14 protein-coding genes are annotated in these 13,168 nt (G+C 59.5%); 8 read left to right on the plus strand and 6 right to left on the minus strand.

Translation table 11 applies throughout. The annotated features are described in order from the left end of the window. Positions 1-131: 131 nt before the first annotated feature. From SSARUM_RS08970 to mdoC, 3 genes are all read right to left on the minus strand, one after another. Positions 132-356 (minus strand): hypothetical protein, encoded by a 225-nt coding sequence (locus SSARUM_RS08970; protein ID WP_033638012.1) that lies wholly within the window; start codon positions 354-356, stop codon positions 132-134. Positions 357-658: 302 nt separating this feature from the next. Continuing rightward, a complete protein-coding gene (locus tag SSARUM_RS08975) occupies positions 659-1,675 on the minus strand; it encodes an acyltransferase family protein (RefSeq protein ID WP_060429861.1) in 1,017 nt (338 codons plus the stop codon). 214 nt (positions 1,676-1,889) lie between these two features. Continuing rightward, complete coding sequence (mdoC, locus tag SSARUM_RS08980; RefSeq protein WP_033638014.1) at positions 1,890-3,020, minus strand: glucans biosynthesis protein MdoC; 1,131 nt, start codon at positions 3,018-3,020, stop codon at positions 1,890-1,892. A 259-nt stretch (positions 3,021-3,279) separates the two neighbouring features. Between mdoC and mdoG the strand changes: the two genes are divergently transcribed. From mdoG to SSARUM_RS08995, 3 genes are all read left to right on the plus strand, one after another. Further along, a complete protein-coding gene (mdoG, locus tag SSARUM_RS08985) occupies positions 3,280-4,848 on the plus strand; it encodes a glucans biosynthesis protein MdoG (protein ID WP_170310366.1) in 1,569 nt (522 codons plus the stop codon). Next, positions 4,841-7,399 carry a glucans biosynthesis glucosyltransferase MdoH gene (gene mdoH / locus SSARUM_RS08990; RefSeq protein ID WP_033638017.1) on the plus strand — a complete coding sequence of 853 codons (2,559 nt, stop codon included), beginning with the start codon at positions 4,841-4,843 and terminating at the stop codon, positions 7,397-7,399. Before mdoG ends, mdoH begins: the two co-directional genes overlap by 8 nt. A 164-nt stretch (positions 7,400-7,563) precedes the next feature. Continuing rightward, positions 7,564-7,809 (plus strand): YceK/YidQ family lipoprotein, encoded by a 246-nt coding sequence (locus SSARUM_RS08995; RefSeq protein ID WP_072264917.1) that lies wholly within the window; start codon positions 7,564-7,566, stop codon positions 7,807-7,809. Positions 7,810-7,815: 6 nt separating this feature from the next. On the opposite strand, the gene SSARUM_RS09000 is transcribed toward SSARUM_RS08995, so the two are convergent. Both SSARUM_RS09000 and SSARUM_RS09005 read right to left on the minus strand, forming a co-directional pair. Further along, positions 7,816-8,361: a GNAT family N-acetyltransferase gene (locus SSARUM_RS09000; protein ID WP_060429863.1), complete on the minus strand. Its 546-nt coding sequence runs from the start codon at positions 8,359-8,361 to the stop codon at positions 7,816-7,818. 33 nt (positions 8,362-8,394) lie between these two features. Next, a complete protein-coding gene (locus SSARUM_RS09005; protein WP_033638020.1) occupies positions 8,395-8,772 on the minus strand; it encodes a MysB family protein in 378 nt (125 codons plus the stop codon). 210 nt (positions 8,773-8,982) lie between these two features. On the opposite strand from SSARUM_RS09005, the gene leuA reads away from it, so the two are divergent. Continuing rightward, entirely contained in the window at positions 8,983-10,671 is a 1,689-nt protein-coding gene (gene leuA, locus SSARUM_RS09010) for a 2-isopropylmalate synthase (RefSeq protein ID WP_060429864.1), read from the plus strand. Here leuA and SSARUM_RS09015 read toward each other — a convergent pair. After that, the gene (locus SSARUM_RS09015) at positions 10,622-11,422 is read right to left on the minus strand and encodes an AraC family transcriptional regulator (RefSeq protein ID WP_060429867.1); all 801 of its coding nucleotides are present in this window, start codon (positions 11,420-11,422) and stop codon (positions 10,622-10,624) included. The genes leuA and SSARUM_RS09015 overlap by 50 nt on opposite strands. 135 nt (positions 11,423-11,557) lie before the next feature. On the opposite strand from SSARUM_RS09015, the gene SSARUM_RS09020 reads away from it, so the two are divergent. The 4 genes from SSARUM_RS09020 to SSARUM_RS09035 are packed head-to-tail and all read left to right on the plus strand — an operon-like array spanning position 11,558 to position 13,118. Beyond that, the gene (locus SSARUM_RS09020) at positions 11,558-11,875 is read left to right on the plus strand and encodes an ArsR/SmtB family transcription factor (protein ID WP_033638023.1); all 318 of its coding nucleotides are present in this window, start codon (positions 11,558-11,560) and stop codon (positions 11,873-11,875) included. Next, on the plus strand, positions 11,865-12,299 hold the full coding sequence (locus SSARUM_RS09025; protein WP_033638024.1) for a YeeE/YedE family protein: 435 nt from the start codon (positions 11,865-11,867) through the stop codon (positions 12,297-12,299). Before SSARUM_RS09020 ends, SSARUM_RS09025 begins: the two co-directional genes overlap by 11 nt. A 1-nt stretch (position 12,300) precedes the next feature. Beyond that, the gene (locus SSARUM_RS09030; RefSeq protein ID WP_049195120.1) at positions 12,301-12,729 is read left to right on the plus strand and encodes a YeeE/YedE family protein; all 429 of its coding nucleotides are present in this window, start codon (positions 12,301-12,303) and stop codon (positions 12,727-12,729) included. Further along, a complete protein-coding gene (locus tag SSARUM_RS09035) occupies positions 12,720-13,118 on the plus strand; it encodes a VOC family protein (RefSeq protein ID WP_041034618.1) in 399 nt (132 codons plus the stop codon). Before SSARUM_RS09030 ends, SSARUM_RS09035 begins: the two co-directional genes overlap by 10 nt. Positions 13,119-13,168 lie beyond the last annotated feature (50 nt).

Here is a 13,168-nt window from a genome sequence, read left to right on the forward strand (position 1 = left end):
GAGACTCCTGCCTTTTATCCAACATTATCAGGCTGCTGTATTTCTGCTTCGGCAACAATGTTCGATCGTGGCTGAGGGAAAAACCATTAAGCCCGCGCAGGCAGGCTTAATGGTTTGCAGGCGCGGTAGGATTAATGATCGAGCGATTCCAGCGCCCGTTTGATCAGCTCGGAGGCCAGCTTGCTTTCCGCTTCGGAAATGCCGTCGAGATTGAAGTTGGAGAGCTCAGCGACCAGAATGCTGCGTTCTTTCCCGCTGATCGAAGCGTCCAGCGCGGACAGCAGCCTGCCGAGGATCTTCAGCAGGGTGGCGTTTTCCGCTATGGCTTCCTGAGCCGGGGTGTTCTTGTCGGTCATTCAAAATCCTCTCTGTCGTGACGGAAGGGAGATGCAGCTAACGCCATCGAATGAATTAAACGATCGCGCAGCCCTTCGGGGGTGTTGAGCCCAATCACTACCGTAAGGCAGGGATCCGGATTTCTACTTATGCATTGCAGTTATAACGGCTAGGTTATCTATGCAGCCGTATCACTTTGCCCTAACGGGCGACGTCAGGCTGAGCAATGTGTGCTCTGCATGGCAAGAGAGATGGCGCAACCGCGAGGTTGCGCCATCAAGTATAGCGTCGGGAGGAAAATGTGAAGGCGGCGGAACCGCCCTCAGGAGATTTTTTCTTTTCGCAGACGGTTATTGAAGCGAGGACGATCCAAGAGAAAAGTAAGATGCAGACGCTGTATCAGCGCATAGGCGATTACAGGGGCGATCAGCCCGAATAGCGTGCCGGCGATCGCTTGTGTTGGCCAATGGTCGATATGCATAAATTTGGTCAGTATGATGCGTAAGCCGCTGGCCGCGAGGATATGCATCAAATAGATGACCATGCTCAATTCGCCGAGTCGTCTCAGCCAGGAAAGATTCGTCTTGGCCAACAGAACCGACAGGCTGACGATGAAGAAGATGGCCTCAACCGCCAGTAACAGGGAGAAACTGCCGGTATCGGTATACAGCAAACCAGAATAGCCGTGGAATCCCCACTGCAGCGCGATGAACGCGATCAAGGAGGCCAGCAGCGAACCGAAACCCAGATTGGCGATGAGGGAAGCGTAGCGAATGGCAAAAGCGCCAAGCAGGAAGAAGATCAAGAATCGGGTAATGTAATCAAAATGGAAGGCTTTGGTTAGGCTGTCTTGGTAGAGATACAACCCCGCGCTGATAACGATCAATACCGGCAGGAGATAACGGTATTTTTCTTTGCTATACAGCAAGGTGGCCAAAACAAAGACCATGAACAAGGCGTACAGGAACCAAAACTGTGCGCGCGGATGCGTAAATAGCGACAGGACATCGCCCAGGCTGGAAGGGTTATTGGTATAGCGCGACAACAGTACTTCCACCATGCCTTGCAGTAGCGACCAGACGACATAGGGATAAACGATGGTGTCTATCTTGCTGATCACAAAGCGTGTTTTTCCCTTTTTATCCAAGGATTGCGTAAAAAACAGACCTGAGAGGAAGAAAAACAGCGGCATATGAAAACTGTAGATAATGCTGTCCGTCAGTAGATAGGATGAACCGGAAAGCTGAATGCCCGCGCTGTATAGACCCCGATTGACGTGGCCAAAAACCACGAGAATGATGCCGATTCCCTTGGCATAATCGACCCATGCTTCTCTCATATGTGTACCTAGCCCAGAAGTAACGCAACTGATTTATAAGTATGAATATGAGCGTAACAGGCAGTTGCCGTTTTGCAATGTATCCCGGGGATTAGGAATAATATTAGGAAAATGCTCAGGGCAGCTACCGCCGCCCCGAGGTAGTGAGGCGTATTATCATTGATGAGGTTAATTTCTGGATGAAAAATCATCACCCAGAAATGGGGTGGGAAGCCTAACGCGGCTTGCCGGAGAACAGGAAGCGCAGCAGCGGAACGCGTTTGTGCAGTTCATATAACGCGAAGGCCAGCGAGAACACAAACAGCAGGCCCAGCAAGAATCCCAACAGGTTGTTGCCGATATAAGGCGTCACGAAAGCGCCATATATCAGGGTCAACGGATGGTGCACCAGATATATAAACAGCGAGGCGTTGACCAGATAGGTGATGCGCGGCGAGTGATAATTCAGCAGGTTATGCCCGAAAGAGAACGCCACGTTGGTCATCAGGATCCCCATTAGGGTTTTGATCACCACTTCCAGCTCGAACATATAGCTGCTGTGCGCCAGCAGCTTTTGGTTCAGCATATATGCGATAAACAGCAGCAGCGAACCGAGCAGCGCCAGCGGTGAGCGGCGCAGAAAAATCTCCTTAAGCCACACATACTTAAACGCATAAGCGCCGAGGATGAAGAACGGCAGGTAGAACATCGTCTCCATCACCACGAAATTGAACAGGCCGTTGGATAATAGCTGCGGTGCAAAAATTAAAATAATGCGGTGCGCGGCCGAATAGCATATCGCATAAATAAAGAAATACAGTGAGATGTTTCCTAATCCACGCATTCTGTTTATTAACGCAGGAATATGTTCACGGGGTTGACGCTTGATGTTGCGGAACAGATAAAAGCAGGCGCAGGTTAACAATGACAGGGTCAATAAGAACCAAAGATGAGACACCAATTCCCAAACTGTTACATTTATTTTCTGATAGAGAGAAAACTCATCCCAGCCGTTTAATTTATCGGTGAAATATTTCAGCATGAAAAACTGCGGCACCGTGATTAGCGGGATGGAACTCAACAGCGGGATCGCCACCCGCTCCAGCCTGACCTTCAGCCACTGGTGGCGCTCGTAGCGCTCGTAAAGCATGTAGGAGAAGTAGCCGGAGATCACGAAGAACACCTGCATGCGGAAGGCGTGGATGAAGTCGTTCAGCACCGTGAGCGAGAAAGAGGGCGACGGGCTGTTCACCGCCCAGGCGTGGCTGGAATAGATCAGGGAGAGGTGAAACGGGATGCCGAGCAACATCAAATAGGCTCTGATGGAGTCGAGAAAAAACTCGCGCTGTTTGCTGCCTTTAGTCATAGATTACCGCTGGTGATTTAATCGAGTGTTCATTAACACGCTTAATAAGTCGTCAAACGTTAAATTGTTATCCGGAACCCTACTATAGCCCCCCGCATTTTTCCATAGCGTCTTGTTGCGCGGCTTGCTACGCTGGTGTTCCATCAGCTGCTTAAACAATGAGCCGTAAACATGAACCATCCATTTATCATGTTGTCGGAAAGCTGAGTAATCCATTAATATGGATTTAAATGATTTGAGCACACGAATAGGGGGGGATGTGCTAGTTAATATATTATCCGGACAACCACGCGCCGCGAGCGTTCGTTGGTTAGGTGCTACCGTATTGTTCACGCTGTTCAGTTCGCCGGCATGGGCCTTTTCTATTGATGATGTGGCCAAGCAGGCGCAGGACCTGGCGGCGAAAGGTTTCGAAGCCCCGAAGAGCAACCTTCCTTCTCAGTTCCGCGAGATGAAGTTCGCAGACTATCAGCAGATTCAGTTCAATCACGATAAAGCCTATTGGAGCAAGCTGAAAACCCCTTTCAAGCTTGAGTTTTATCATCAGGGGATGTACTTCGACACGCCGGTGAAAATCAATGAAGTCACCTCCACCAGCGTAAAACAGATCAAGTACAGCCCGGATTACTTCAACTTCGGTTCGGTCAAACACGACCCTGAATCGGTGAAAAATCTCGGTTTTGCCGGCTTTAAGGTGCTCTACCCGGTCAACAGCGCCGACAAAAACGATGAGATCATGAGCCTGCTTGGCGCGAGCTATTTCCGCGTGGTGGGTAAAGGGCAGGTTTACGGGCTTTCCGCTCGCGGCCTGGCCATCGATACCGCTTTGCCGTCCGGCGAAGAGTTCCCGCGTTTCCGCGAATTCTGGGTTGAGCGTCCGAAGCAGGGCGACAAGCACCTGGTGATCTATGCGCTGCTGGATTCCCCGCGCGCCACCGGCGCTTACCGTTTCACGGTGATCCCGGGCCGCGACACCACCGTGGACGTCGAGTCCAAAGTGTTCCTGCGCGACAAGGTGGGCAAACTGGGCCTGGCGCCGCTGACCAGCATGTTCCTGTTCGGGCCGAACCAGCCGTCGCCGACGTTGAACTACCGTCCGGCGTTGCACGACTCCAACGGCCTGTCTATCCATGCCGGCAACGGCGAGTGGATCTGGCGCCCGCTGAACAATCCTAAACACCTGTCCGTCAGCACCTATACCGTCGAGAATCCGAAAGGCTTCGGTCTGCTGCAGCGCGGCCGCAACTTCAAAGAATATGAAGATCTGGACGATCGTTACGATCTGCGCCCGAGCGCCTGGATCGAACCGAAGGGCGACTGGGGCAAAGGCAAGGTTGAGCTGGTGGAGATCCCGACGGCGGATGAAACCAACGACAACATCGTCGCGTTCTGGACACCGGATACGCTGCCGGAAGCCAAAAAGCCGCTGACGCTGAGCTACCGCCTGAACTTCACCCGCGATGAAGACAAACTGCATTCGCAGGACATCGCCTATGTGGCCCGCACCATGCGTTCGACCGGTGACGTGAAACAGTCCAACCTGATTCGCGAGCCAGACGGCAGCGTGGCCTTCTTGGTCGACTTCGTCGGCCCGGTGCTGAAAGGGCTGGACGCCAATACCCCGGTCGCCTCTCAGATCAGCATCGGCGACAACGGTGAAATGGTGGAAAACAACGTCCGCTATAACCCAGTGACCAAAGGCTGGCGCCTGACGGTGCGTCTGAAAGTGAAAGACGACAAGAAGCCGGTAGAAATGCGCGCGGCGCTGGTCAATGGCGATAAGACTCTGTCGGAAACCTGGAGCTATCAGCTACCTGCCAATGAATAAGCCTACTCAACCCGCCCAGGATTATCTTGCGGCGCTGCCTCTGACCGCCGAGCGGTCGGAGGCGCTCAACCCTCAAACGGCGGATGACGCTCAGGCACTGGAGGCGCTCCATCGGCAGATGGGCGCCGCCGACGCCAACGTCAATAGCCTGTCGGCGGATGACGTGGCGCTGGCCTCGGTCAAACCGCGTATCGAAAACGCCTGGCCGGATGCGGTCAGCGATGACGACTTCGATACCGACGCCGAAGGGCGCGCCATTCTGAAGGCGACGCCGCCGATCAAACGAACCACCATGTTCCCGGAAGCCTGGCGCACCAACCCGGTGGCGCGCTTCTGGGATTCTCTGCTGGGGCGTTCGCCGCACAACCGGCACGCCACCAAAGAGGAGGCCGAGGCCGAGAACCGCTGGCGTACCGTCGGCTCCATGCGCCGTTATGTGCTGCTGGTGCTGATGCTGGTGCAAACCGGCATCGCCACCTGGTACATGAAAACCATCTTGCCTTATCAGGGCTGGGCGCTGATCGATCCTATCGCCATGCTGGATCAGGATCTGATGCAGTCGGTGCTGCAGCTGCTGCCATATGTGCTGCAAACCGGCATTCTGATCCTGTTCGCCGTACTGTTCTGCTGGGTCTCGGCCGGTTTCTGGACCGCGCTGATGGGCTTCCTGCAGCTGCTGATCGGCAAGGACAAATACAGCATTTCCTCCACCATCAAGGGCGATGAGCCGATCAATCCGGCGCACCGCACCGCGCTGATCATGCCGATCTGCAACGAAGACGTCGAACGCGTGTTCGCCGGCCTGCGTGCGACCTATGAGTCCGTCGCCGCGACCGGTCAGCTGGAACACTTCGATATCTACGTCTTGAGCGACAGCTACGATCCGGACATCTGCGTGGCCGAGCAAAAGGCGTGGATGGAGCTGTGCCGCGATGTCGACGGCCACGGCCGCATCTTCTATCGCCGTCGCCGTCGCCGCGTCAAACGCAAGAGCGGCAACATCGACGACTTCTGCCGTCGTTGGGGCGGTGAGTACAGCTACATGGTGATCCTGGACGCCGACAGCGTGATGAGCGGCGAATGCCTCACCGGGCTGGTGCGTCTGATGGAAGCCAACCCGAACGCCGGCATCATCCAGTCCGCGCCGAAGGCGTCCGGCATGGATACCCTGTATGCGCGCGTGCAGCAGTTCGCTACCCGCGTTTACGGGCCGCTGTTTACCGCCGGCCTGCATTTCTGGCAGCTGGGCGAGTCACACTACTGGGGCCATAACGCCATCATCCGCGTGAAGCCGTTTATCGAGCACTGTGCGCTGGCGCCGCTGCCGGGCGAGGGCTCCTTCGCCGGTTCAATCTTGTCGCACGACTTCGTTGAAGCGGCGCTGATGCGCCGCGCCGGATGGGGCGTGTGGATCGCTTACGATCTGCCGGGCAGTTACGAAGAGCTGCCGCCAAACCTGCTGGACGAGCTGAAACGCGACCGTCGCTGGTGCCACGGCAACCTGATGAACTTCCGCCTGTTCCTGGTGAAGGGCATGCACCCGGTGCACCGCGCGGTGTTCCTCACCGGCGTGATGTCCTACCTGTCGGCGCCGCTGTGGTTCATGTTCCTGGCGCTCTCCACCGCGTTGCAGGTGGTGCACACCCTGATGGAACCGCAATACTTCCTGCAGCCGCGGCAGCTGTTCCCGGTCTGGCCGCAGTGGCGGCCCGAGCTGGCGATAGCGCTGTTCTCCACCACGCTGGTGCTGTTGTTCCTGCCGAAGCTGCTCAGCATCGTGCTGATCTGGGCCAAGGGCGCGAAAGAGTACGGCGGGGCGTTCCGTCTGTTCATTTCGATGCTGATGGAAATGCTGTTCTCGGTGCTGCTGGCACCGGTGCGCATGCTGTTCCATACCGTGTTCGTAGTGAGCGCCTTCCTCGGTTGGGAAGTGGTGTGGAATTCGCCGCAGCGTGACGACGACGATACGCCGTGGGGCGAAGCCTTCCGCCGCCATGGCTCGCAGATGTTGCTGGGCCTGGTGTGGGCCGGCGGCATGGCGTGGCTGGATCTGCGCTTCCTGTGGTGGTTGGCGCCGATCGTGTTCTCGCTGATCCTGTCGCCGTTCGTGTCGGTGCTGTCAAGCCGCGCGACGCTGGGCATGAAGAGCAAACGCGCCAAGCTGTTCCTGATCCCGGAAGAGTACAACCCGCCGCGTGAGCTGTTGGCGACGGAAGAATACCTGCATCTCAACCGCAATCGCGCGCTGACCAACGGCTTTATGCATGCGGTGGTCAACCCGTCCTTTAACGCGCTGGCGACGGCGTTGGCGACGGCGCGTCACCATCTGCGCGCGACGCTCGATCGCAACCGCGAGGAACGGGTGAACGAAGCGCTGCAGCTGGGGCCGGAGAAGCTGGCGAAGGGCAAACGTCTGGAGCTGCTGAGCGATCCGGTCACGCTGGCTCGTCTGCACCAGCGCGTCTGGCTGTTGCCGGAAGGCGCCGCCTGGCGTGAGCACTATCAGCAGTTGCCGCACAACCCGCTGGCGCACCCAACGGGCCGGCGTTAATCGCTGAACGGCAACGCCCAGACGGGGAATGCGCATGGCGCATTCCCCGTTTTTTTTACCTTTTGCTTACGTGCGCCGGTGCCGGCGGAGAAAGGGAACTGTGGTAGACTGCGGCCGATGCGTTGTTCACTCGCGAAACAACCCCCTTGCTCAGAGTCAATGTTGTGAATCTCTCTTCCTACCTTCGGCTGGCCTGCGTGGCGGCCGGCGTGATGGCCCTGACCGGCTGCGGCAGCATTATCAGCCGCACCGTGCCCGGCGCGGGGCATGGCCACCAGTACTATCCCGGCGTGCAGTGGGATCTGCGCGATACGCCCTGGCGTTACGTCACGGTGATAGACGTGCCGCTGTCGATGGTGGTGGACACCTTTATGCTGCCGCTCGATGCCCAGCACGGCCCCTATGAATAAACCCGCTCAGCGGGTGGTGAACACCACCAACTGATAGCCTTTCTGCCCGCAATGGAAAGGCGCCAGCGCCGTCATGCCCAGCCCTTGCACGTGAGCGGCCAACGAATGCGGATTGTCGTCGTCGATAAACAGCGCGCCCACGTCGTAGTCATGGCTGGTGTGCGCTTTGACCGCGGCGTAAAGGCGCTTCAGCACGCCTTTGCCGCGCCAGGCGGCGGCGAGGCAGACCGGGCCGTAGAGAAACACCCGCAGTTCATTCAGCGCGCGTCCGGCGAAGGATTGCGTGGCGAGCGTCGCCAGCATCGCGTCCACCACCGGCGGGCGCGGTTGCACGTCGGCGGGCATCAGGCAAACAAAGCCTGCCAGTTGGTTTTCCTGTTCAGCCACTAGTATGCCGATGCCGCGGTTGATCGCCGCCAGCTGCGCCTCATTCATGCGCGATACGATAAATCCCTGCCGTTTTTGGCGCTCGTCGAGCGCTTCCGGCACGTTTTCCCCCTGCAGCTGCAAAATGGCGGGGTAGTCGGTGGGGCGAGCCCGGCGAATATTCATGCTGCCTCCTTGGCGATGAGTGCGTAGTGCGGGTTAACGTTCATCCCACTCATCGGCCGCGGCCTGGCCTTCTTCGGTATCCAGCGGCGGCTCGAGCTGGAAGTCGCCTTCTTCCCATTCGTACAGGGTATTTTCATCTATCCACTCGGCGGTGATCTCCACCTCGTCGTAGTCACCGTCGAAGATTGCCTGCGCCGCCGCACCGCTGCGCAGCGGCAGGCACTCCACCGCTTCGCCTTCTTCCTCGAAGAACTCGGCCTGCCACATCGTGTCGCCATCCTGCATCACGTACTTTTGCAGATTGAACTGCTGCGGCACCGGCGGTTCGTCATCGCCGCCGCCTTCGGCGGTGTCGATAAACTCTTCGCGTGCGGCCTCGATGGCTTCTTCCAGGGTTGCATACAGGCTCATGTTCGCCTCCGTTGACAATGAGAGTAGAGCGCCCGGCGGCACTGCCGGTGCGGTGGGGGAAACGTCAAACCTAATTGTTGTCTCACTGGCGCAGGATGCAAATTTTTTTGTTGTCCGCATTGCGACGATGGTTGTCCGCAAAGCGGGAGAAGAGGCGGCGAGGGCGGGAAATAATGGCGTCATCGTTCATTCAGGCGTCAGGAGAAGCCCATGTTAATCGACCCTTCAAGCAAATATCGACCGTTCCCGCCGGTGGCGTTGCCGAACCGCCAATGGCCTGCGCGTACGCTGCGGCAGGCGCCGCGCTGGTGCTCCAGCGATCTGCGCGACGGCAACCAGGCGCTGGCGGAACCGATGGATAACGCGCGCAAGCGCGAGTTCTATCAATTGCTGTTGCAGTGTGGTTTTAAAGAAATTGAAGTGGCTTTTCCTTCGGCGTCGCAAACGGATTTCGATTTTGTGCGCACGCTGATTGACGAGCAGCTGATCCCGGACGACGTCACGATTCAGGTGCTGACGCAGTCGCGCGACGATCTGATTGACCGCACCTTCGAGGCGCTGCAGGGGGCGCCACGGGCTATCGTGCATCTGTACAACGCCACGGCGCCGATGTTTCGCGACATCGTGTTCCGCCAGGATAAGGCCGCCACCGTGGCGATGGCGGTGAACGGCGCGCGGCGCATTCGCCGGCAGTGCGAGGCACAGCCCGATACCGCCTGGTGCTTCGAGTATTCGCCGGAAACCTTCTGTTTTACTGAATTGGCGTTCGCGCTGGAGATCTGCGAAGCGGTGGCGGCGGTGTGGCAACCGGGGCCGCAGCGGCCGATGATCATCAATCTGCCGGCGACGGTGGAAGTGAGCACGCCCAATGTGTATGCCGATCAGATTGAATGGTTCTGTCGCCACTTCAGCCGCCGCGCCGATGTAACGATCAGCGTGCATCCGCATAACGATCGCGGCACCGGCGTGGCCTGCGCGGAGCTGGCGCTGTTGGCCGGCTCCGATCGGGTCGAAGGCTGCCTGTTCGGCAACGGGGAGCGCACCGGCAACGTCGATCTGGTTACGCTGGCGTTGAATCTCTATACCCAGGGCGTGGCGCCGGGCCTGGACTTCAGCCGCCTGAAGCAGGTGGTGGAGGTGGTGGAGCTGTGCAATCAGCTGCCGGTGCACCCTCGCCATCCTTATGCCGGCGAGTTGGTGTTTACCGCCTTCTCCGGTTCGCATCAGGATGCGATTAAAAAAGGCTTCGCCGCCCAGCGCCAGCGCCAGGATGGCTGGTGGCAGGTGCCTTACCTGCCGCTCGATCCCGCCGATGTCGGCTGCAGCTATGAGGCGGTGATCCGGGTCAACAGCCAGTCCGGCAAAAGCGGGGCCGCCTGGCTGTTGGAACAAAATCACGGGCTGGCGTTGCCGCGCGGTTTGCAGATTGATTTCAGCCAGGTGGTGCAGCGCGCGACCGACGGCAGCGGCAAGGAAATGAGCGGCGCGCAGCTGTGGCGCTTATTCCGCGACACCTACGGGCTGGTGGAGCAACCGCACTTGCAGCTGCTGAGCTACCAGACGGAAAGCCACGGCGTAGAGGCCTACAGCTTCAATGCGCGGGTTGCCTGTGAGGGAGAGCCGCTGCGGCTGCAGGGCGCCGGCAATGGCCTGCTTTCCAGCGCGGTGGATGCGCTGCGCCAGCGCTTCGGCTTGCCGCTGGCGATCGAGGATTACCACGAACATACGCTGGGGCACCAGAGCGACAGCCGGGCGGTGGCCTATATTCGCTGCTCGTTGCCGCAGGGTGAGGCGACCTACGGCGTTGGCATCGACGTCGACTCCGCCAGCGCCTCGCTGCAGGCGCTGCTCAACGTCGCCGGGCGCTATCTGGCGTCAACGTCGGCGCGGCCGGGCTGAAATAGTCGCTGGGCGCGACCCCCAGCACCCGGCGAAACATGGCGCTGAACGCGCTGGGGCTGTCATAGCCGAGATCCAGCGCCACTTCCAACACCGAGCGGCCGGTCGCCAGCGCGTTCAGCGCCGCCAGCAAACGGGCGCGTCGCACCCAATCGCTAAAATGCAGCCCGGTTTCGCGCTGGAAGCGCCGCGACAGGGTGCGTCCGCTGACGCTGAGATGAGCGGCCGCCTGTTCCAGCGTCCAGGGCTGCGCCAGCGTAGCCTGGATATGGCGGCACAGGGCGAGCAGCGAGGCCTCACGCGGTTCAGGCAGGTGCAGCGGCAGGATCGGCAGCATCCGCAACTCATCCAGAATCAGTTCCATGACGCGTTCATCGCGTCCGCCGCTCGGGTAATCGGGCGCAATCTCCATCGCACAAATAATCAACTCGCGCAGCAGCGGAGAAACCTGCACCACCTGGCACTGGGCCGGCAGATCGGCGCGCGCCAGCGGATCGACGAACAGCGTCCTGGCCGCCACCTGGCCGGTAATGCGCAGACTGTGCACCACCTTAGCCGGCACCCAGACGCCGCGGCCGGGCGGCACCACCCAACTGCCGAGCCGGGTCGTGACCTGCACCACGCCGCTCAGGCTGTGAATCAGCTGCGCGCAGTGATGGTAGTGATCCGGCTCGCTGTAGCCGTGGCGATAATCCTTGGCCAACGGCCGGACAGGCTGGTCGGGCGGCAGAACGTCGTGAAACAACAGCATCGTAAGCAGGCTCCGCGCGGCAAAAGGGGGAAGACAGCATGCCATGCGGCGCTGTTTCACACCAGTCTGTGGCGCGGTACGGCGAAATGGTTTATAAAATAATATTATATAATTTTATAAATTGATGGAGGGGCAATGGATATTGACGCGATGCGCAAGGCGGCGGCGCAGGCTGGCGCGATGCTGCGCACCTTGGGCAACGAAGATCGGCTGCTGCTGCTGTGCCGGCTCAGTCAGGGCGAGATGGCGGTGAGCGAGCTGGCGCAGGCGCTGGATATCCGCCAGCCGACGCTGTCCCAGCAGCTTGGCGTGCTGCGTGAGGAGGGATTGGTCTCCACCCGACGCGCCGGCAAGCAGATTTACTATGCGGTGGCCGACGCTAAAGCGCTGGCGCTGCTCCATACCCTGTATCAACTCTATTGCCCACAGCCGGAGAACCGCGATGACCATTGACTGGCAACACTTCACGCCGTATTCCGCGCTGGCGGGCGGAGCCATTATCGGCGCAGCGGTGGCGCTGCTGTTGCTGTTCAACGGCCGGATCGCCGGCATCAGCGGCATTACCGGCGGTTTATTGAGCGCGGGTGGCCGCGAGCGGGGCTGGCGCGCCGCATTTCTTGGCGGGTTACTGATTTCCCCCTGGCTGTATGCTGCCGCAGCGGCTTTGCCGTCTGCTGAGATCGCGGCCGGCAGCGGCGGGCTGGCGGTAGCAGGGCTGTTGGTGGGGGTGGGGACACGATTGGGCAGCGGTTGTACCAGCGGGCACGGCGTGTGCGGCGTCGCGCGGCTGGCGCCGCGTTCGCTGGCCGCCACGGCGGTGTTTATGCTGCTGGGCTTTACGACCGTGTGGCTGATGCGCCACCTGCTGGGAGGGTGAGATGTTTAAATCCCTGTTGGCGCTGCTGAGCGGCGTGATTTTCGGTCTGGGGCTGATCGTCGCCGGCATGGCCAATCCGGCCAAAGTGTTGGCGTTTCTCGACGTTACCGGCCAGTGGGATCCTTCGCTGGCGCTGGTGATGGTTGGGGCGATCGCGGTGGCGGCGCCGGCCTTCTTGTGGGCGCGGCGACGCGAGCGGAGCCTGTTGGGCGAACCGCTGCAGATCCCGGCCGCCGGGCGTGCGGATCGCCGTTTGCTGGCGGGCAGCGCGCTGTTCGGCGTCGGTTGGGGCATCGCGGGCATTTGCCCTGGCCCCGCCTGGGTGTTGGCGGGGGCGGAGATACAGCGGGTATGGCCGTTCCTGCTGGCGATGCTGGCGGGCATGGCGCTGTATGAGATTATCATGAGGCGGAGGCGTACATGTCGATAGCCAAGGCGGTGTTGCGCATCGCGCGCCCGACCGATCGGTTACAAGAGATTGCCGCGCTGTATTGTCGCGGGCTGGGGTTCGAAAAGCTGGGCGAGTTTGTCGATCATCAGGGCTTTGACGGCATAATGATCGGCCATCCGCAGCATGCCTACCATCTGGAGTTCACGCAGCATCGCGGGGTGCGGGTCGGGCAGGCGCCGACGCAGGATCATCTGCTGGTGTTTTATCTGCCGGATGAGAACGCATGGCGAGCCGCGTGCGAGCGGATGCGGGCGGCGGGATTCCTGGTTGTCACCGCCTATAACCCCTATTGGGATAGGGCGGGGCAAACCTTTGAAGATCCTGACGGCTACCGGGTGGTCCTGCAACATCAGGCCTGGCAAGGATAAAAAAACCGGCGCCTTGAGCGCCGGTTTGCGAGATAAAAACGGGGTATCCG

The organism is Serratia sarumanii, assembly GCF_029962605.1.
Classification (GTDB): domain Bacteria; phylum Pseudomonadota; class Gammaproteobacteria; order Enterobacterales; family Enterobacteriaceae; genus Serratia; species Serratia sarumanii.

Coding starts and splice junctions, on each gene's coding strand:
- SSARUM_RS08970 (WP_033638012.1), bottom strand. CDS start 356: ATGACCGACAAGAACACCCCGGCTCAGGAAGCCATAGCGGAAAACGCC.
- SSARUM_RS08975 (WP_060429861.1), bottom strand. CDS start 1,675: ATGAGAGAAGCATGGGTCGATTATGCCAAGGGAATCGGCATCATTCTC.
- mdoC (WP_033638014.1), bottom strand. CDS start 3,020: ATGACTAAAGGCAGCAAACAGCGCGAGTTTTTTCTCGACTCCATCAGA.
- mdoH (WP_033638017.1), top strand. CDS start 4,841: ATGAATAAGCCTACTCAACCCGCCCAGGATTATCTTGCGGCGCTGCCT.
- SSARUM_RS09000 (WP_060429863.1), bottom strand. CDS start 8,361: ATGAATATTCGCCGGGCTCGCCCCACCGACTACCCCGCCATTTTGCAG.
- SSARUM_RS09005 (WP_033638020.1), bottom strand. CDS start 8,772: ATGAGCCTGTATGCAACCCTGGAAGAAGCCATCGAGGCCGCACGCGAA.
- leuA (WP_060429864.1), top strand. CDS start 8,983: ATGTTAATCGACCCTTCAAGCAAATATCGACCGTTCCCGCCGGTGGCG.
- SSARUM_RS09015 (WP_060429867.1), bottom strand. CDS start 11,422: ATGCTGTTGTTTCACGACGTTCTGCCGCCCGACCAGCCTGTCCGGCCG.
- SSARUM_RS09020 (WP_033638023.1), top strand. CDS start 11,558: ATGGATATTGACGCGATGCGCAAGGCGGCGGCGCAGGCTGGCGCGATG.
- SSARUM_RS09025 (WP_033638024.1), top strand. CDS start 11,865: ATGACCATTGACTGGCAACACTTCACGCCGTATTCCGCGCTGGCGGGC.
- SSARUM_RS09030 (WP_049195120.1), top strand. CDS start 12,301: ATGTTTAAATCCCTGTTGGCGCTGCTGAGCGGCGTGATTTTCGGTCTG.
- SSARUM_RS09035 (WP_041034618.1), top strand. CDS start 12,720: ATGTCGATAGCCAAGGCGGTGTTGCGCATCGCGCGCCCGACCGATCGG.